This window comes from Aquabacterium commune, from assembly GCF_004362855.1.
Lineage (GTDB): Bacteria > Pseudomonadota > Gammaproteobacteria > Burkholderiales > Burkholderiaceae_C > Aquabacterium > Aquabacterium commune.
Genome location: NZ_SNXW01000005.1, coordinates 269,569 through 288,428, shown reverse-complemented (window position 1 = coordinate 288,428; position 18,860 = coordinate 269,569). Strand labels below are relative to the sequence as shown.

Sequence of the window (18,860 nt, the reverse complement as noted above, 5' to 3'; positions counted from 1 at the left end):
TACGCTCCGAATCTGCCCTTTGAATGCAAAAATTTGTCGTCATCTGAAATAACAGCAGGCGGTCGCCGCGTCAGCGGTGGTTGTGCAGACCATCCTTAGATAAATCCAACTCACTTGTACTTGCCGACCTACATCCTGACGTTCAGTCGGTAATGGGCAATGCCAAGAGCAAATTAAGAGCCCATTTCAGAAAGCGCCTTGCTGAGAACCAAAGCGAGGTAGTAGAAAAATGGAAGCAAGAGAAGATTTACCCGTTTGAAGAAAAGTCAAACCTGGACCCTCTTGAAACCGCTGAGCGTCAAGTCTTCGACATTCTTGCGGTAAGCGTTCAGAGCTACCTTCCATCTTTTGAGGATGCTGACTACAAGTCCAAAAAATTCACGTTCCAGCTACTCGCACATGCGGTTCGTGAGAACCCGGATTCCGTCCAAACCATCATCAGCGAAGTTTTAGGTCTTAAGCGTTCAGAGCAAGACGATCTCGCTGCGCTCCTAGGGAAAACAAGTTTATCGTCAATTATTAGCGCTGCGAAAACGGTTGCCGGACGACTTGATTTTCTGGCGGGCTTGGATGCTCTTGTCTTCGGCAAGGAGAGCAAAAAGAAGCTTCTCGAGCGCGATCAATTGCACAAAATGCTGGAGAACGAAGGCTGGTTATTTCATGAAGAGTTCGCTTTGGCGGGAAGTGAGCAGCGGCTTGAAGAAGTCCTCAGCAAACACATTTCAGTACTGGGCCCAAGACAAGATGATGGCGCGCCGGTGGATATCGGCGGAGGAAAGCAAGGGCGCGTAGACCTGATGCTTTGCAAAGCTGTCCAGCCACGCAGCGGTGAGTATGACTATCTGATCGTCGAGCTAAAGCGGCCGTCAAAGAAAATCGACAGCGAGGTTCTTACTCAGATTGAAAAATACGCAATTGCAGTGGCTAGCGATGAGCGCTTTCGAGGCGTGCCTGCAAAATGGACGTTCATCGCCATATCCAACGATCTCGATGCCTACGCCCAAAAGAAAGCTAGTCAACGTGGCAGACCAAAAGGTCAGGTGTATGACGATGCTGAGCAGAACATCACTGTGTGGGTCAAATGTTGGGCTGACGTAATCAATGACGCCAAGTCAAAGCTTGACTTCATCAATCAACAGCTGTCCTATGAGGCTGACAGAGACAGTGCCAAGGCATACCTGCAAAAGGCTCACGCCAGATTTATCCCCGAAGTAGATCTGACAACAGATGGATATGGCATCTCCACAGAAGATGGGATACAGGACGACGATTCTGATGTCATGGATCTGGACGAAGTGGGTGTCCCTGACAGCGTCATCGTGAAGTAGCGCTCTGCGAGACGGGCATTTAACCCGTCCACGCATCACCAAGCGACTCAGCCTGCTCCAGCACCAGCTCAACCGCCGCATCGGCGGCATCAGGCGGGTATTTGTACTTGCGCAAAATGCGCTTGACCATCAGCCGCAGTTTGGCCCGCACGCTTTCGCGCTGTGACCAGTCCACGCTGATGTTTTGACGCAGGTTTTCCGTCAGCTCGTGGGCGATTTTCTTGAGCGTGTCATCGGTCAATTCGCGCACGGCTGATTCGTTCATGGCCAACGCGTCGTAGAACTTCACTTCGTCGTCGGTCAAGCCCAGGGTCTCGCCGCGCGATGCCGCCTCCCTGAACTTCTTGGCCATCTCAACCAGTTCTTCCATCACCTGCGCGGTTTCGATGGATCGGTTCTGGTATCGCTTGATGACGTTGCCCAGCAGCTCGGAGAACTTCTTTTCCTGCACGATGTTGGTGGCAAAGCGGCTCTTGATTTCGCCTTCCAACAAGCGCTCCAGCAACTCCACCGCCAGGTTGCGCTCGGGCAGGTTTTTCACCTGGGCCAGGAAGTCGTCGTCCAGCAAGCCAATGTTGGGCTTGTCCAGGCCCACGGCATCGAAGATGTCAACCACGCTTTCAGACACCACGGCAGAGCTAATGATCTGGCGGATGGCCAGGTCTCGCTGTTCGTCGGTGCGCTTTTGCGCAGAGATGTCCCGCTTGGTCAGGATCACCTTGACGGCCTGCATGAAGGCGACCTCTTCGCGCACTGCCTTGGCCTCGTCCAGCGTGCAGCACAGGGTGAAGGCCTTACTCATGGCCAATGCCGTATCCGCAAAACGTTTCTTGCCTTCGCGGCCCTGCTCGGTCTTGATGCCCAGCACATGGTTGGCGGCACCTGCCAGGGTCTTGTGGCCGCCTGTGAGGAAGCCGCTGTAGTCAAAGCCGTGCAGCATGGCGCGCAACACATCGAGCTTTTCAGCCAGCACGCTGTAGGCCTCGTGGGCATCGACCGTGGGCTTGCCACGGCCTTTGCTGGCGGTGTATTCCTTCATCGCGGCCTTCAGCTCATTGCCGATGCCGATGTAGTCCACCACCAGGCCGCCTTGCTTGTCCTTGAACACACGGTTCACGCGGGCAATGGCCTGCATGAGGTTGTGGCCCTTCATGGGCTTGTCCACGTACAAGGTGTGCACGCAGGGCGCATCGAAGCCGGTCAGCCACATGTCGCGCACGATGACCAGGCGCAGCGGGTCGGCTGGATCTTTGAAGCGCTTCTCAAGCCGTTTCTTGACCTGGGCGCTGTAGATATGTGGGCGCAGCAAGGCTTTGTCGCTGGCCGAGCCCGTCATCACGATTTTGATGGCGCCTTTCTCTGGGTCCGCATCGTGCCAATCGGGGCGCAGCTTGGTGATCTCGTCATAGAGGTGCACGCAGATGTCACGGCTCATGGCCACCACCATGGCTTTGCCTGGCTGGGCTTTGTCGCGCTCTTCAAAGTGCTTGACCAAGTCGCTGGCCACACTGGCCACGCGCGGTGTGGCGCCAACGATTTTTTCCAGCGCCGCCCAACGGCTCTTGAGCTTGGCTTGGTCGCTCTCTTCTTCGTCTTCGGCCAGCTCATCCACCTCGTCGTCGATGTGGGCCAGCTCGTCCTCTTTCAGGCTCAGTTTGGCCAGGCGCGACTCGTAATAGATGGCCACCGTGGCGCCATCTTCCTTGGCCTGCTGCATGTCGTAGACATGGATGTAGTCGCCAAACACGGCGCGGGTATCGCGGTCAGTGCTGCTCACGGGCGTACCCGTGAATGCCACGAAGGTAGCTTGAGGCAAGGCATCCCGCAGGTGCTGGGCATAGCCCACTTGGTAACTGGTCTTGTACTCGGGCGGCGCGAAATCCGCCGTGGAGGCCACCACAGTGCTGTCGCCATCGCTCGTGACGACTGCCGTGGCGGGACTCTTCCCGGCCTCAGGCTTGAGCTTGCGGGTCTTCAGCTTGGCCTCGAAGCCATATTGGGTGCGGTGCGCTTCGTCGGCGATCACGACAATGTTGCGGCGGTCGGATAGGACGGGGAACATGTCTTCGTCTTCACCTGGCATGAACTTTTGGATGGTGGCGAAGACGATGCCGCCAGAAGGCCGGTTGCTCAGGAGCTGACGCAGCTCTTGCCGCGTGGTGGCCTGCACGGGCTGCTCACGCAGCAGGTCCTGCGCCAGGCTAAATACACCGAAGAGCTGGCCATCGAGGTCATTGCGGTCTGTGATGACAACGATGGTGGGGTTGGCCATCGCGGGCTCTTGCATCACCCGAGCGGCAAAGCAGGTCATGGTGATGCTCTTGCCGCTGCCTTGCGTGTGCCAGACCACCCCACCCTTGCCTTGGATGCTGGCTGGGCTGTCGGTGCGCGACGCGGCCACCACGTGCTCGATGGCAGCGCGCACGGCATGGAACTGGTGGTACCCGGCGATCTTCTTGATCAGCGCGCCGTCATCCTCAAACAGCACGAAGTAACGCAGGTAGTCCAGCAGGTACTGAGGCGCCAGGGCGCCACGAACCAGGGTCTCCAGCTCGTTGAACTCGCCCAGCGGGTCCAGGCTCACGCCATCAATGGTGCGCCATTGCATGAAGCGCTCGGCATTGGCCGACAAGGAACCCAGGCGCGCCTCGGTGCCGTCCGAGATGACCAACACCTCGTTGTACTGGAACACATCGGGGATCTGGGCCTTGTAGGTCTGGATCTGGTCGTAGGCCTTCCAGATGTCGGCGACTTGGTCGGCAGGGTTCTTCAACTCCAGCAGCACCAGCGGCAGGCCATTGATGAACAGGATGATGTCGGGGCGGCGGGTGTGATGCGGTCCCTTGATGGTGAACTGGTTGACGGCCCAGAACTCGTTGCGCGACACGTCAGCCCAATCGACCAGGCGAACGAAGTCACCCCGGGTATCGCCGTCTTTCTGGTACTGCACCGGCACGCCGCCCACCAGCAGCTTGTGCAAAGCGCGGTTGGCAGGCAACAAAGATGGGATGCCGAGGTCCAGCACCTGCTGCAGGGCGTCTTCTCGCGCTGCGGTGGGGATGCTCGGGTTCAAGCGCTGGATGGCTTCGCGCAGCCGGAACGGCAGGATGACCTGGCGGTAGTCGGCGCGCTGAGGGTTGGCGCCGTCTTGCGCAATGTCCAGGCCGGAATGAACCGCATAGCCCACCTCGGCCAACCAGCCCAGTGCTTCTTGTTCGAGTTGGTCTTCGGTCATCGGCACCCTGATGCTTATTGCTTGCTTGACGCGAGGTAGTTAAAATGTAGCCCAAGTGGATTGGGGGTTCCCGGTTGGCGCTGCAGCCTCGGTGGGTTCATCGGGGCTTTTCGCTTTCTGCCAGTCGCGCCGTGTTTTGCGTTTAAGCACTTAAGCCGTTGAATTTAAAGACAAATTCCACCTCCGACCCTGTAGCAAAGGTTTTGCTTTTAAGCACTCTCTACGCCCAGAACGGCAGGTAGCGCGCATAGCGGGTGGACACGGTTTCAGACTCGTCAGCCTTGATGAGCCCCGCATCCTTGGTTGCGCCGATGACCTGTGAAGCCGTGGCCGCTTTGGACTCCGGCAACTTGAATCGCTCCCGCAGGCTCTGGTTGGACATGCGCTCGTTGCTGACGTACTTGAGCGCGCAGTGCTGATAACAGGCGCGAATTCGGTCGGCCTTGCTCATGTCGGCAAAATCTTGGTGAGCGAACAAAATGGCCGTTGTTCGGGTCTCACTGGTGCGAAAGTCTGGCGCAGGCAATTGGTAGACCTCGGCCAGATGCACCACCTTGTCGATGCCACTGCCCTTTTCCTCACACAAGCCCATCCGCCGCATCAACTCGGCCAGCCGCTCATTGCGTGAGCGAAACTCGTCGATGAAGCGCTCCACCTTGATGTTGGGCAGGCCGGGGTTGGACACCTCCAGGCGATCGGCATACATCTCGACCATGACGGATTGGCCCGTGGCCTCAAACTCCTGATGCACCAAGGCATTGGCAATCAGCTCGCGAATGGCCTGCCTGGGGAACATCTTGACCTCTTCACGCACCACCTGCTCCACAAAGTGATTCATTGGCGCAGATGAATGCACGAAGTCGATGAGGCTCTCAAAGGCGATGGCATAGCCTCGCACACCTGGCTTGTCATCACGCGTGACCAGCTTGTTCATGCCTTCATAGATCACGACCCTGGGCGCCTTGCGTGCCAGCTCCGGCGAGAAAGCGTCTAGGCGCTTGGCCAACAACACAGCGGCCAGGTTGCTGATGCACCAACCGCATGCTTGCGGCGCAATCAGGCGCTCTTGCGCCATGCGTGCCAGAACGCCTTCACGGTTGGTGGGGTATGGCAAGCCCATCAGCTCAAAGAAGGCCTGCGTGTCCAGCAGGGCCACGACCTCGTCAGGGCTGACGCCCTCACGGGCTGAGCGCTCAAACCAATCTGGCCCACCTTCGGACATGATGCGCCTGAGCTGATCGGCAGACATGGGCACCAGGTCTTCACCAGCACGCATGAGGTAGGCGCCTTCGTGGTGCAAAGGCGTGCCGGTGGGCCTTGATGGCACCGCGAACACCAGCACACGCCCCTGGGGGTGCGACAGCTCTTGCACGTCAACCCGAATTCGCAAGGCCGCCAGGATGCGCGCGGTGATGTCGCCCGGGTTCAAGAAGGCTTGGGTGCCAACCACATGCCTGGGGCGCTTGTCGGTGACGCCCAGCACCAAATGCCCGCCACCTTCATTCGCCAGGGCAACGCAATAGCGCAGCAGTTTGGTTGTGTCGTACTGTTGTTTGGCCTCTTTGAACTCAAGGTGTTCGCTCTCGGGCGCCGAAACCAGCCAGTGGTTCAAGGTGTCTAGCGTGATCATGCTGCGGCCTCTTCAATCTGGTGCTGGGCCTCGGGCAAGCGCAGTTGGCCAGAGATGAGGCGAGGGATGAGGGTATCGCGGAGAATGGCAAGTGTCCGCAGCTGCTGTTCGTTCTTGACAACTCGCCGGTCGATTGGAGACGTAAGCTCGTCGTACGCCCTAAGCACACCGTCGTCCGGAGAGATAACCGGCAGCGCTTGGAAGTCTTTCTTGTTGATGGAGCCAAAGACCGTGCCTTCCGAATCAAACATCTTGAACTGTTCGCCCAAGCTTCGCATCGCGTAGAAAGCAAATCCTCGATAGTCCTTGGGATGGCGAACCGATGCAACGCCTCGACCGATGCAGCAACGCTCAATAGCCATGTTGACATCTCCCACTGGAGCCCGAACACTGACCAATGTGTCGCCAACTTCTGCGATGCGACTGGGCTTCACACAAAACACACGTTGTGTCGGAAATCGAAACCCAAAGTCTGTCCGGCCTTGATAAAAGGCTAGTCCCTCAGCGGCATCGTTGTAGGTATCCCCTGGAGGCGACTGCCCCATCGTCAAGACGAATGACTCACCAACGGATGAGTACCCCCACCCCTTCGGCACCGCCCCCAACTCAGTATCTTCGAACGCTTCGGGGAAGAGCGCAGCGGTGGCCTCGTCCATGCCTTTGGGCGCGAGGCCAGCCAGCTTGGCACGCACGGGGTCGAAATCGACAAACCAGGATTTGAACAGGGCCTGGGCGATGGCCTCTAACGTAGTATTGGTTTCGCGCAGGACAGTGATACGTTCGTCGAACGCAGAGAGCACAGATGCAATTGCTCGCTGAGTGCGCACATCCGGTAAAGAAATCGGGAAGCTCTTCAAGTATCCAAGGTTGATCTTTGGAACGCCCGTGTGTTCGGAGTCGCGAATGATTTTTTCAATCGATTCACGTTGCGCCAGATAGTAATAGACGAATTCTGGATCGGCGCAAGCACCATCAACCCGCATGCGCATTTGATTAGATGAAAGCAGGTAAGTTGAATGCCTTCCAAAGGGAACCAACCCAATCTGCCCAAGGGTTCCCTTCTTCGTAAAAACGATGTCATTTGGCAAGCACAAGCTGCGTGAAAGCTGCCCTGCTGTCTCACTGGACACGTAGACAAACTCATCACTCTTAAAGCGCTCGGTTCCTTTGGTTAGATTACTGCCCCGAATAACGGGGACTCCAGCCTGTGTGTATGCGCTGCTAGGCAAATTTGAGCCGAACGGTCCATCAACTAAACCGTCCTTACCTGGCAAAGCGATGTCCACCAATCGGTGAGAGCGCCACTCAGAACTCATACCCCAGCCCCCCCAGCTTTTGCCGAATCAGCGCATCCAGCTCGGCGCCCTTGGCCATCTGCTCACCCAGCTTCTCCGAGAGCTTTTGCATCTTGTCGGCAAAGGCTTCGTCGTCGTCTTCCACTTCTTCGGCGCCAACGTAGCGGCCAGGCGTCAGCACATGGCCATGCTGGGCAATCTCGGCCAGCCTCACACTGCGGCAGTAGCCTGGCACGTCTTCATACGCGACTGCCTCGGCCTCGCCACGCCATGAAGCCACCGTGCCTGCAATGCGCTCGATCACCTCGTCGGTGAACTCGCACTGCACACGGCTGATCATGGTGGCCAGCTTGCGGGCGTCGATGAACAGCACCTCGCCCTTGCGCTGCTTCTGCTTGGCCAGGAACCACAGGCAGGCCGGGATCTGGGTGTTGAAGAACAACTGGCCCGGCAAGGCAAGCATCACCTCGACGACGTCGGCATCGACCATGGCCGCGCGGATCTGGCCTTCGTTGTTCTGGCTGGATGACATCGAGCCATTGGCCAGCACGATGCCCGCGCGGCCTGTTGGCTTGAGGTGGTGCAGCATGTGCTGCAACCAGGCGTAGTTGGCGTTGCCTTGCGGTGGGTCGCCATAGTGCCAGCGGGGGTCGCCTTCCAGGCTGCCGTGCCACCAGTCGCTGATGTTGAAGGGCGGGTTCGCCAGAATGAAATCGGCACGCAGGTCCGGGTGCTGGTTCTTGGTGAACGTATCGCCGGGCTCGCGGCCGAGGTTGAAGTCGATGCCGCGAATGGCCAGATTCATGGCGGCCAAGCGCCAGGTGGTGGGGTTGGCCTCTTGCCCGTAGATGGACACGTCGCCCAGGTGGCCACCATGCGCCTCAATGAACCTCTCGGATTGCACAAACATGCCGCCTGAACCGCAGCACGGGTCGTACACCTGCCCTTGATGGGGGGCCAGCACAGCCACCAAGGTTTTGACGATGCTGGCGGGCGTGTAGAACTGTCCGCCCCGCTTGCCTTCGGCGCTAGCGAACATGCCTAGGAAGTATTCGTACACCTGGCCCAGCACGTCGCGGGCGGTGCTGGCGTCGGTACCAAAGCCAATGGTCGAGATCAAGTCAACCAGCTCACCCAGCTTGCCATCGGGCAACTGGGCTCGGGCATAGCGTTTGTCGAGGATGCCTTTGAGCTTGGGGTTCTCTGCTTCGATCAGGCTCAGGGCGTCGTCGATGTGCTTACCTATGGTGGGCTGCTTGGCTGCGGCACGAATGGCTTCCCATCGGGCGGGCTCGGGCACCCAGAACACGTTGACCTCGCGGTAATAGTCGCGGTCTTCCAGCTCGGCATCAATGTCTTCCTGGCTGGCATCGCCATAGAAGTATTCATCCTTGGGGTCGCGCAGGCGGGTGCTCAACTCGGCGCGGCGGGCCGCAAAGGTGTCCGAGATGTACTTCACGAAAATCAGGCCGAGCACGAGGTGCTTGTATTCAGCGGCGTCCATGTTGGCGCGCAGCTTGTCGGCGGTGGCCCAGAGTGTTTTTTTGATGTCGTCAATCATGGGGCGATCTTATCGGGCGTTCAATCCTCTGTTTTCCGGCTTTTCAGACAGAAGCTGTAGACGTTGTGGGCCGTCCGCGATGGCAGGGCCAAGGCGGCATTGTCTCTAGTGCGCGGCGCCCAGGCCATGGATGCCAGCCAATGGCTCACCTGCCAACGCAGTCGGCACGTCGTCAGCCAACGGCCCAAAACACGCAACGGCAGGTACATCAGCACTACCGGCACGGTGAGCACCAGGCTCCGAACGTCCCAGGCAACCGCTGCGGCCAGGCCGCCAGCTAGGATGACCAGCACCGCCAGCGCATCGCACTTGCGCAGCAACATTGGCGGATCCTCTGACACGAAATTCACCTGCCGCCCCGTCGTCAGGTTGGCCAACCCGACCACCCAATCGCCCAGCAGCAGCACATTGACCTGATGCCCCCGCCGCGCAGGCATCACTCGGCCGTGAACAATGAGCTTGATGTCACGACCATCATCGGCGGCAATCCAGAACTCGCGCCGTTCGCGGGCAGGGTATTGCTCGCACCATCGCATCGGCACATTGATGTACCGCTGCAACTCGGCCAGCTCGCCGGTGATGTACCAAAACTTGCGCATGTCGGGTCTCCTTGCATTGACCCGATCACGGTCACATGCAAGCTTGGCGAGTCAACCCCGGTGAGCAGCTGTTCACGCGCAATAGAGTCTGCGACAGTCGTCCAACGGCGGCCCTCCTGCGCGGTCCTCGCCACGAGGAGGACGACCGGTCGGTGATGACCCCTTTGCAGCGGTAGCTGCCGTTGACGAATACCCGCTGCAGGGAATTCCTGTAACTCCTCAAAAACCCATCAACCAAGCAGACATGGAAGTACACATGACCGTTGAGGCTGGAGCCGGAACGGCGGATGAAGGCCACCGCACCGATTTACAGAGCACCCCTTCCCACATTTTCCGCATCGGGGCTGTGGTTCTGCTGGCTTTGCGCGATGATCCGCAGAAAAATACGCGGCAGCATGTTCACCTGTCGCTGGCCAAGGAGGCGCTCTATGAAACGCCTAATTGTTGGGCGGAGGTGGCGGGGTGAGGAAGATGCAGAAATGACGCCGTGCGATGTGCGATGTGAAGTTGACTTGGGTGCGCATGTGGAATTTGATGGGATTGAACGCCACGCTGTAATGGGGTTCTTGCTTCGGACTCTCAAGTTACTTTTTTGGGGAATTGACAAAGTTCAATGTCAGTTCATTCAATCCATCAAAGGCCATTTCTTCCGCTTTGGGCAACAGTTCACCGATCCGCACGTCCAATCCAATCCGCTCGGCGGCAACGATGCCTGCCTGCAACATCGGGACGGCCTGCTTTAGCTCAGGTTTTCTGGCCCCTTGCGCAGTAGCCTCTTTGGCATGTTTTTCGAAATAGCCCTTGGACGTAGCATCGAGACGCAGGGTTTGGCCCAAGACGACCACAGCCATGCGGGCATCGCGGAAAGCGGGGTCGCGGTATGCGTCATATAGGGCGCCGAACGGAACGCCCAAGCCAGTTAAAGATTTTTGGGCCTGAACGTTGTCGATTCGGCGCTGAGAGCTTTGGTCAGCAAGGGAATACGCGGCGAGCATGACGTTTTCTACGTCATGGCTGCATTCGCCCTCGGTCACCCCCCACTCGTAATAAAACGCTCTGTTCCCCTCAACCAGGGTTTTTATCTCCCTGAATACTCGTATCGCCTCGTCTGGTTTCTTTGCCCTGCGGTATAGGTTGGCGACATGGGTGCGAGTCAGGGAATTCGTCGGTTCTCGGTCAAGAACGGCCTCGGCAATGTGGAAGGCCAATTCATGTCGGTTTTGGGCCAGGAAATGGTTGGAAATTTCAAATCGCCACTGTTTCAAATTCTCGGGAGCGGGGATATGTGAAATATTTGAGTAATCAATTGCAGCTTGGCTCAGTTCAACATAACGCGCTCCAATATCTTCCCCAAACTCCTTCTCCAGTACCGATACCATCGTCTCGGCAATTCGCCAGTGGCGGGTAAAAATGAAGGACGAGGTGGTAGTGGCAGCCGCCTCCTGGCCTAGGGGTACCAGTACCTCACGATGCAATTTTTCCAATGGGCAGCCCAGAGCCTGTGCCAAGACTGGACGGGAGAGGAATTCCAGCCCTTCGGCGTGCATAGTGGCGATATAGGCCAGGGCATCGCGCAGTGTGCCGCCACTAGGGATTTTGCGTTGCCCCAGGCGATCCAATAGTAGGCGGGCGTGGTTATGCAGATCGGAGCCACTTCGCACCGACAACAGGGCACCGAAGAAAGCCCCGGATCGGGTGCTGACCTCGTCCTTGGCCTGACGTTCGAGGATCGCCGCCCGCTCGACCTCGGGTATTTTTGCCAAGTTGCCCAAGCAGGTGTCGCCGTAGGCCTGCCAGGACTGGACGATGGCTTGGGCATCGGGCAAATCGAGGCCGATCAAGCGTTCCTTGTGAAAATCGGCTGTAGCCGACCAATTCAGGTTGTCCGCCCCTGAAGCTAGCCAATCCGTATCCCGACAGGCCAGCAGAGCATGCACCCGACCATGTAACGACTGGGGTAGGCGTTTGAGCAGAGTTTGCAATTCGCCTGCCGCGTGGTCAGCCTCGTCCAGCAGCAGCAACCAGTTGTAGTTCTTGTCCAATACGGGGAGGATTTCGTCGTACACCAAGGACTGGGACTCGTCCCTGCGTTGTAGGATGCGCCAGTCATTTTTCTTCTCTACGATTGCATAAGCTGCTTGCAGCAGGGCGGTGGTCTTGCCTTCGCATCCTGCTGCCAGCAGCAGTGTGACGATGGGCTTGTCAGCGGTATCGGCATGCTGGAAACGGTCTACCAGGTTGACAACGATGCGGCGGCGAGGAATGGAGGTGGAGAGTGCAGTGTTCCAGTCAGGGACCGCACCGTCGAAGTAGCGCAGCGCGGCTCCTTCATCGAGCGACTGGCAGTGCGTGGCTAGGTCTTCTGGCTTGAACACCGACCAGCCTTTCGGGGGCTGAGCTACGGGCGCGGCGGTGGCGTAATTGACCTTCGTCGGTTGATCACTGGGCAATGAGTAATGCCACCATTCGCCTTGCCGGTGATGTTCATGAAAGGCATCCGTCGCCAACGTCCAATCTTGTTGCTCGGGGATCCACCGCCAGGGTTGTAGTTTGATCTCACCGGCATGCAAGCCCGCCTCGCCCCAAACCAAGCCATTGCGCCAAGGTTCGCCTTCACGCGCTTGAAAACCTGCACCAGTCTGGATGGCAAGATAACTTTGACCACCGCCGTAACTCGGTTCTGCCCAAGCATCGTGCAGGTGACCGTGAAGGTACAGCACGTGGCTTTTGCCCAGCAGGCTCTTGATGGACTTCTGTTGCGTTGGGATGAACCAGTCGACTGGATGATGGCCAAGGACGATGCGCAGCTTTGCCGACTTGATGGTGTCTAAGGCCTTTTCTAGCAAAGGCTTGCCGGGAGTGAGTTTGCGTTCGTCCTTCTCATCTTTGCAGAGCCAAGCAGTATTGATACCGACGATGCCGACTTCCTGGCCATGAATCGTCAAACACTGGGCATAAGCGCCTTCCGGTTTGGTGAATGCGCCTTTGACCGGCGTGCAGTCACTGTCAAGGTAGCCACGAAAACGGGGTATGAGCATATCGCCTCGTAGTCCGGCACCTTCATCGCTGGGGTCCAGATAGTGACTTTCCGGTTTGGCGATCTCTTCCTGGTTAAACGCAGGGTGCTTAGTACGGTCTATATCGTGATTACCCGGTACCACGAAAGTCCGTTCGCTGATGCTGTTGCCGATCTCATCTTGCAATGGGGAGATGAATTCCAACCAGAAAGTGTCGTATTCAATGGCCAGCCCCTTGTTGGCCAAATCCCCTGTGATGAACAGCAGGTCGGGAATGAACCCTTCGCTTTTGCGCTTACGTACATGGGCCAGGATGTAGTCGAACATCTTGCGGGTGGCATAGTCGTCTTTGCCGACGTGAAAGTCGGATAGGTGCAGCCAGCGTACGGTTGCGGCTTCTCTAGTCATGTCTGTTCTCAAGTGGTTGCCTCTGTGCATCTGGGTGATGGGCGTTTAGTGTTTTGACCGATGTAGGCTGGACGGATGGTCAATTCAATCACCTGAAGGCAACTATGACAGTGGCTATGGGCGACCAGGAGCCATTGAATGGTGCGGTTTGAGCGGTCGCAACAGTTTAAAAGCGAGTCCACTAGTCTAAAGATGGATTTGTGTCTGCTGCACAGTCAGTCCTCCTAACTTTGCTTGCGAAATCACTGCTTTGATGCATCACAAAATGGTGCGCTGATCGACCTCATAGTCCGGTGCCGGTTGTGCCGCCAGGTCTCAGTCCGGCTCGATTTGCACCCCGTCATCCATCTGCGCAGCACCACTGTCGGTCCACAGAGGTGCCCCGCGCGCCGGGAATAAGCCATAGCTAACGTCCGGTCTAGAGGAGGCGAATCGTAAAGTGGTACTACCGGTAACAGCCTGAAGCGGTCACGCGCCGGCCCTTGATGTCGCGCACTTTATTGCCCTGGCTCGGTCTTCGGTGTGCTTACCCACGGTCACCGTCGAACCCGTTCGCTGCGAAACGCCCGAGGGGTGCACCGGGCTACCTTGTCGCAGACTATATTGCCCAAGAACAGCAGCGATTCCGGGCACACATCAGTCGTCGGTTGGCTCGCTGAAGACGCCACCAGCAGCGGAGGTGCCGCCTTGCGGGCGCGGCGGCTTGGGCTGTGCGCCAGTTTCAAAGATGAGCCCTTGCAGCGCCAGCATGCGCAGCCGCTGGACGCGCTTGGGGCCCTTGCGAAAGCGAACCAGGTCGGCGTGCAGCAGCGGCGCACTGTCCTGGTCAATCGCCACGTAGATCACAAGCTCGGATTCATCGGCACGGCGCGTCACCGCCGCTGCTCCACCTGGGCCACGGCATCAAGTCCTGCCTCGGCTTCAACCCGGCCCTGTCCCGCAAGCTGGAAGCCGCGCACGTTGGCATAAAGGGGCTCGGCCAACTCCAGCAAGCTGTGCCGGGGGAGCGCTTCCTTGATGTACTTCTTGAATATCTGGGCGCCCCCGCCTGTGAGAACGACGTTGTCAAACCGCTGGGTATCTCCGATTTGGCTGAGCATCGCGCCCACGGCTTGGTGAGCCACGGTCATGGCCAAAGGCTTGAACTTCTCGATGGAATAGGGCTTGCCATACAAAGTCAGTGGACGTTCCTTGCGGAGCGCCAAGTCGATGGCATCCAGATGCAGGTAGATCGCACCAATGTCACGGGATATCTCGCGCGCGATGATGCGCAGCATGTTGTTGACGCCCCGATCAACCGAATGGCTCTTGCGGATCAACAGCCTCATGCCGCGTGTGGACACCCAGTCAAAGGTGCGAGTGCCCACATCAATGATCAAGCTGTCCTGGTGCTGAATCTGATCGAGCACGCCTTGCTGTGCTGCGTAGGTGACCAGTGCCCCTTGCGGCTGCGCCACGGCAAGCGCCCTTTTGACCAGAACCTTGCGGCCCCGCCCAACCGCGTGCTCACCTTCGGCCAGCTTGACCAGGCTGTCTTTCTTGTCCGCGAAATAGGCCACCGGCAGGCCCACCACGAGCAAGTCGATGACCTCGACGTTCATGTAATACAGCGCGCCGCGCATCAAGGCCAGGTACTCAGGCGTGGTGATGAAATCCTCGCCCTTCAACGTTGACCGCCATGGCTCAAGGGCCAATTCAATGTCTGGCCCAACCTCGTAGAAGTGAGGGCCCATTGGCACCGCGACGGTGTCGCGCCGACCACCCAACCCTTGCATGGTGGTGTCGCTTGAGCAGAACTCAGCCATCGATATAAAGCTGCCGCATTCGATGCAGTCGCCGTCAACTCGGCGGATGTACTTGGTGATGCCGTATCCAACATCAATAGCGCGCACGATGCTCATGAAAGTCCCCAAAGAAGAACAGATGCTGATGAGGGTGCGCAAAGGCGGGTCAGCCAGCCACCGGCAATGGGCTCTGAATGGGGTGGATTTCGGCATCAGCCTGATCAATGGCCTCGAACCCAGTCCGGCTCAGTCCCCAATGCGCACGGACCACGCTCATCGACGGCGGGGTCAAGCGCATAGATGGTCTGATTGCGGTCAGCCTGTAATCGGGCGCATTTCGCTTGGCCAGACCGGTTTCGGAGAGAGAGGTATCGCGAAGCCTTGTCAACCCCAAGGGCGCGCAGACCAGGTCATCGGCGATCAGGGGTAATGGCGGGATAATGGCACTTTTTGCGCTTGCATTGAGGTGCTGCCTAGCGCATGCTTTGATGGCGTCAAGCCGGTAGCTTCCATACCGGGCGCCTCGGTCGCCAAAGGAAGCCCTGGAGTCGTGACGCCATGTCACGCTGGACCTTGAGTCCGAAGTGTCCCCGCTGGCCATCGCAAGATGGTGGTCAGCTTGTTTGCGGCACGCATGCCTGCGTGTCAACGTGGATCCACGTCGGTCTTGAACCGACGATGCTTGCCTTGCGCCCATAGAGGCCCTGGCAAACGGCGAGCGCTCTCGCGACGCCCGTGATCCCCCTCGCCCCGCCTCACGCATTGCTTCGAGCATCCCTTGTCATGTCGGCCCGACCGACAGCTTGCGGATTGGCGTGAACAGACCCTGCACCGCGTTGGCTTCGGTGCCATCAGACGGTCTGGCGGCGGCGTTCGAATTGGGTGCCTTGATTGGCATCCCGTACGGGTGACGCCCGTGCAACTTTGCTGCGCAGCCTTCCGGCCAGACCGGTCGATCTGCGGTTCGCCCCGAGCGAGCAGCCACGTGTGCCTGACACCGTGTGCACGGCGTTCACTTTTACGACTGGCCTGGCTGCGCCTTTGTTCGCAACCGAATGCTGACCTTGCGTGCGATGGGATGCACGCGCCTCTCTCAACCCCTTCAACCGTTGACTGCACGAAATGGATTGATCATGACCAAGACTCAAACGCCGCCTGTTGAACTGGACAGGCTACCCCTTCAGCCACAGCGCTGGAAATACGTTCTGGCGCTGATCCTGGAGCGCCACAACTGGCGCCACTCCACGAAAAGCAAAGGGGTGTCGCACGCCACGATGGAGGAGCGCAGGCAGTTTTGCTTCCGCATCTTTTCGTTCCTGCGCGACAACCCCGTCAAATGCTTCAAGCTTGATCCGCGCTCATTCAGCGGGCGGCATGTTGACCTGTTGATGGCCGATTGGCGCCAGCGCGCCGAGCGTGGGGAGCTGGGCGCGGCAACGCTGCAGAAGAACCACAGCTTCCTCACGACCTTTGCGGGATGGATCGGCAAGCCCAAGCTGGTCAAACCACTGAGCGCCTATTTCGACGACCCGGCGCTGATCACGCGCAGCTACATTGCGACCATGCCAAAGGGCTGGCGAGAGCGCGGTGTGGATGTCGATCAGGTTCTGGCGCAGGTCGAATGCCATGACCTGCATGCAGCGGCCTCACTGCGGCTGATGCAGGCGTTTGGATTACGGTTCAAGGAGGCATGCATGCTGCGCCCCCATGCCGACGTGCTGACTGCCGCGCAGGCTGGTCAGGCAGGCTGCGACACCGCGCTGTACCTCTTCACGCATCGGGGAACGAAGGGCGGGCGCAAGCGCTACGTGCCCATCGATACCGCCGCACGCGTGCAGGCCATCAAGTTGGCGCAGGACTTGGTCATTGGAGAGAGCGACAGCATCAGTGATCCACAACTGACGTTGGTTCAGGCGATCCGTCACTTGCGCTATGTGATGGAGCGCTTCGGCGTAACCAAGAAGGCCTTGGGTGTGGTGCCACATGGTTTGCGACATCAATACGCGGAGGATGAGTACCAACATGCGACGGGGTCGGCAGCACCGGTCAATGGCGGCGAAGCAGTGGACTGCGAAGTGGACATGGCAGCAAGGCAGGACATTGCAGCGAAATTGGGCCACGGGAGACCTCAGATCGTCAACGCCTACCTCGGATCGTCGGCCTCCTCATCGCCAGCAGGTGGCCAAGCATCGCACCCTGCACCCATCACCACCGAGGAGAACCCATGCCCTTCCATCTGCGCTCATCGCACACTGCCTTACCTTTAGTTGCAGTTATCATCTTTGAAAATCAGATGCAGGAAGGGGATTCGATGGCAGTCGAGGCGATATATAGCTTTCTCACGTACCCAAAGAGGAGCCATGCCGAAGAAGCGAGCATGTCCGGCACGGAGATCCCTTTAGATGATGGCAAGCTTTGCAAGATGCTTCGAGACATCTTTGACAACGCTGGCAAGGACTGCAATGTTCCCGTCATGTTCACATCCGACGGAGACAAGCAGGAAAATGCAGTCCGCAGTGAACTGCTTGCGCTGCTGGAGACCCCTGGTGTAGCGACTGCCGCGCCACTCGCCAGCCGACTTCAGAATGCGACCTCTGGCACGTCCGGCATGGGGCTATTGTTCATTTGTATGGGCCAGGGCGCCGACCACACACGCGTCGTCATTTCTCGCTTCCCCGCCGACGAGGGGGTAGTTGCCGAAAAATCGACCAGTAAGCTTACAGTCCAGTTCGTAGAGCAAGTGTTTCTCAAGAGTGCCTTCTCGTACAAAGCGGCCACCTATACGTCGAACGGCAAGCCGAACCAACTTTGGTCCGGGCACGTTGTAGACAAGCAAATTAACCACGGCAGCAAAGCCGTCGCTGACTACTGGATCGTCGACTTCCTGCGCTCCGAGTTCTCAACAACCGCCGCACAGGGAACAAAGCGGTTGGCAAGCGCATTACGGGCAGCCATAGCTGCCACGACGACCATGGAGATCAAGGGCGAGATCACTTCAGCGGCTCATCTGGCTGGCAACCTCCCCAAGAAAGCGATGACCATCGCTGATTTTTGCGACAGCTTTCACTTCTCTGAACGGACGAAGCAGGCGATTTTGTCCAAGGTTAGTCCAGCACGCCTTGTCCACGAGAAGTTTCGGTTCGATGCAGCTGAATTCTCGCGTCACCTTGCCTACAAGCAAGTCGAACTCGACAATGGCGCCGTACTGACTGCTCCAGCCGACAAATTCGAAGAATGCTTTAAAGAAACGAAGCGCAAAGACGTGCACACTTTTTCCACGACCGGCGCAGTCGTTGATGAACGCTTGAAGAAGACGAAATGACCGACGCGGAACTTCTTGCGGATTACCGCGCTCGCCACATCGGGATACTGCAATCTTTGGCCGAGCGACTCACCTCGCACCTACAAGACATGCTGAAGGACATACCCCGCATCGACAGGGTCTCAGCTCGTGCCAAAAGCCCGGATAGGTTCTTGGCAAAGGCCAACAAATTACAACCTGATGGAGGGCGCAAATACGAGCACCCTTTCGATCAGATACAAGATCTTGTGGGCGCTCGGGTCATCGTTTTTTACAAGCAAGATGTGGAGGTGGTCAGCGAGGAGGTTGATCGCTACTTCCGTCGAATCGAAAGCAGAGAGCTCATCCCAGACTCTGTCAACGAATTCGGATATGTAGGCAAGCACTTCATCTTGGCATTCCCGGAAGATCTGTTCGACGATAGTGCGGATCGAGGAAGGACACCGCAATTCTTCGAGTTGCAGGTCAAAACGCTCTTCCAACACGCCTGGAGCGAAGCCGAGCACGATCTCGCATATAAGCCCAGCGACCCATTGACACCGCTGCAATGCCGACAAGTGGCCTTCACAGCAGCGCAGGCTTGGGGCGCCGACCAGATCTTTGCCCAACTCCACGATGAGCTAAACGGGACTAGCAGTCACTGAAGGTGCTGCGCCAAACGCGCCTTCGACCACACGTTCCCTGATCGAACCAATCCACGCG

At 58.1% G+C, this 18,860-nt stretch carries 12 protein-coding genes and 1 pseudogene; 4 read left to right on the top strand and 9 right to left on the bottom strand.

The window, feature by feature from the left end:
- Positions 1-152 precede the first annotated feature (152 nt).
- A complete protein-coding gene (locus EV672_RS10955; RefSeq protein ID WP_133609121.1) occupies positions 153-1,328 on the top strand; it encodes a PDDEXK family nuclease in 1,176 nt (391 codons plus the stop codon).
- Positions 1,329-1,347: 19 nt separating this feature from the next.
- Here the strand turns inward: EV672_RS10955 and EV672_RS10950 are convergent, their stop codons facing one another.
- The 9 genes and pseudogenes from EV672_RS10950 to EV672_RS10905 form a co-directional block, all read right to left on the bottom strand.
- A complete protein-coding gene (locus tag EV672_RS10950; protein WP_133609120.1) occupies positions 1,348-4,563 on the bottom strand; it encodes a type I restriction endonuclease subunit R in 3,216 nt (1,071 codons plus the stop codon).
- A gap of 220 nt (positions 4,564-4,783) precedes the next feature.
- On the bottom strand, positions 4,784-6,175 hold the full coding sequence (locus tag EV672_RS10945) for an ATP-binding protein (protein ID WP_243738630.1): 1,392 nt from the start codon (positions 6,173-6,175) through the stop codon (positions 4,784-4,786).
- 14 nt (positions 6,176-6,189) lie between these two features.
- Entirely contained in the window at positions 6,190-7,479 is a 1,290-nt protein-coding gene (locus tag EV672_RS10940) for a restriction endonuclease subunit S (protein WP_208110757.1), read from the bottom strand.
- Positions 7,480-7,498: 19 nt separating this feature from the next.
- Positions 7,499-9,049, bottom strand: a complete 1,551-nt coding sequence (locus EV672_RS10935) for a class I SAM-dependent DNA methyltransferase (RefSeq protein WP_133609114.1) — start codon at positions 9,047-9,049, stop codon at positions 7,499-7,501.
- 20 nt (positions 9,050-9,069) lie between these two features.
- Complete coding sequence (locus EV672_RS10930; protein ID WP_133609112.1) at positions 9,070-9,648, bottom strand: hypothetical protein; 579 nt, start codon at positions 9,646-9,648, stop codon at positions 9,070-9,072.
- A gap of 226 nt (positions 9,649-9,874) precedes the next feature.
- A pseudogene (locus EV672_RS19055) lies at positions 9,875-10,051 on the bottom strand (IS91 family transposase); the annotation flags it as partial.
- A 181-nt stretch (positions 10,052-10,232) separates the two neighbouring features.
- Positions 10,233-13,073, bottom strand: coding sequence for a metallophosphoesterase (locus tag EV672_RS10915; RefSeq protein ID WP_166643543.1), 2,841 nt, complete (start codon positions 13,071-13,073; stop codon positions 10,233-10,235).
- A gap of 636 nt (positions 13,074-13,709) precedes the next feature.
- The gene (locus EV672_RS10910) at positions 13,710-13,949 is read right to left on the bottom strand and encodes a hypothetical protein (RefSeq protein WP_058086778.1); all 240 of its coding nucleotides are present in this window, start codon (positions 13,947-13,949) and stop codon (positions 13,710-13,712) included.
- Complete coding sequence (locus EV672_RS10905; RefSeq protein ID WP_133609106.1) at positions 13,946-14,974, bottom strand: PRTRC system protein D; 1,029 nt, start codon at positions 14,972-14,974, stop codon at positions 13,946-13,948. The genes EV672_RS10910 and EV672_RS10905 overlap by 4 nt, the downstream gene beginning before the upstream one ends.
- A gap of 1,016 nt (positions 14,975-15,990) precedes the next feature.
- On the opposite strand from EV672_RS10905, the gene EV672_RS10900 reads away from it, so the two are divergent.
- The 3 genes from EV672_RS10900 to EV672_RS10890 are packed head-to-tail and all read left to right on the top strand — an operon-like array spanning position 15,991 to position 18,802.
- Entirely contained in the window at positions 15,991-17,124 is a 1,134-nt protein-coding gene (locus EV672_RS10900) for an integrase domain-containing protein (protein WP_166643542.1), read from the top strand.
- The gene (locus EV672_RS10895; RefSeq protein ID WP_133609101.1) at positions 17,082-18,179 is read left to right on the top strand and encodes a hypothetical protein; all 1,098 of its coding nucleotides are present in this window, start codon (positions 17,082-17,084) and stop codon (positions 18,177-18,179) included. The genes EV672_RS10900 and EV672_RS10895 overlap by 43 nt, the downstream gene beginning before the upstream one ends.
- Positions 18,176-18,802 carry a GTP pyrophosphokinase gene (locus tag EV672_RS10890; RefSeq protein WP_125243784.1) on the top strand — a complete coding sequence of 209 codons (627 nt, stop codon included), beginning with the start codon at positions 18,176-18,178 and terminating at the stop codon, positions 18,800-18,802. The genes EV672_RS10895 and EV672_RS10890 overlap by 4 nt, the downstream gene beginning before the upstream one ends.
- Positions 18,803-18,860 lie beyond the last annotated feature (58 nt).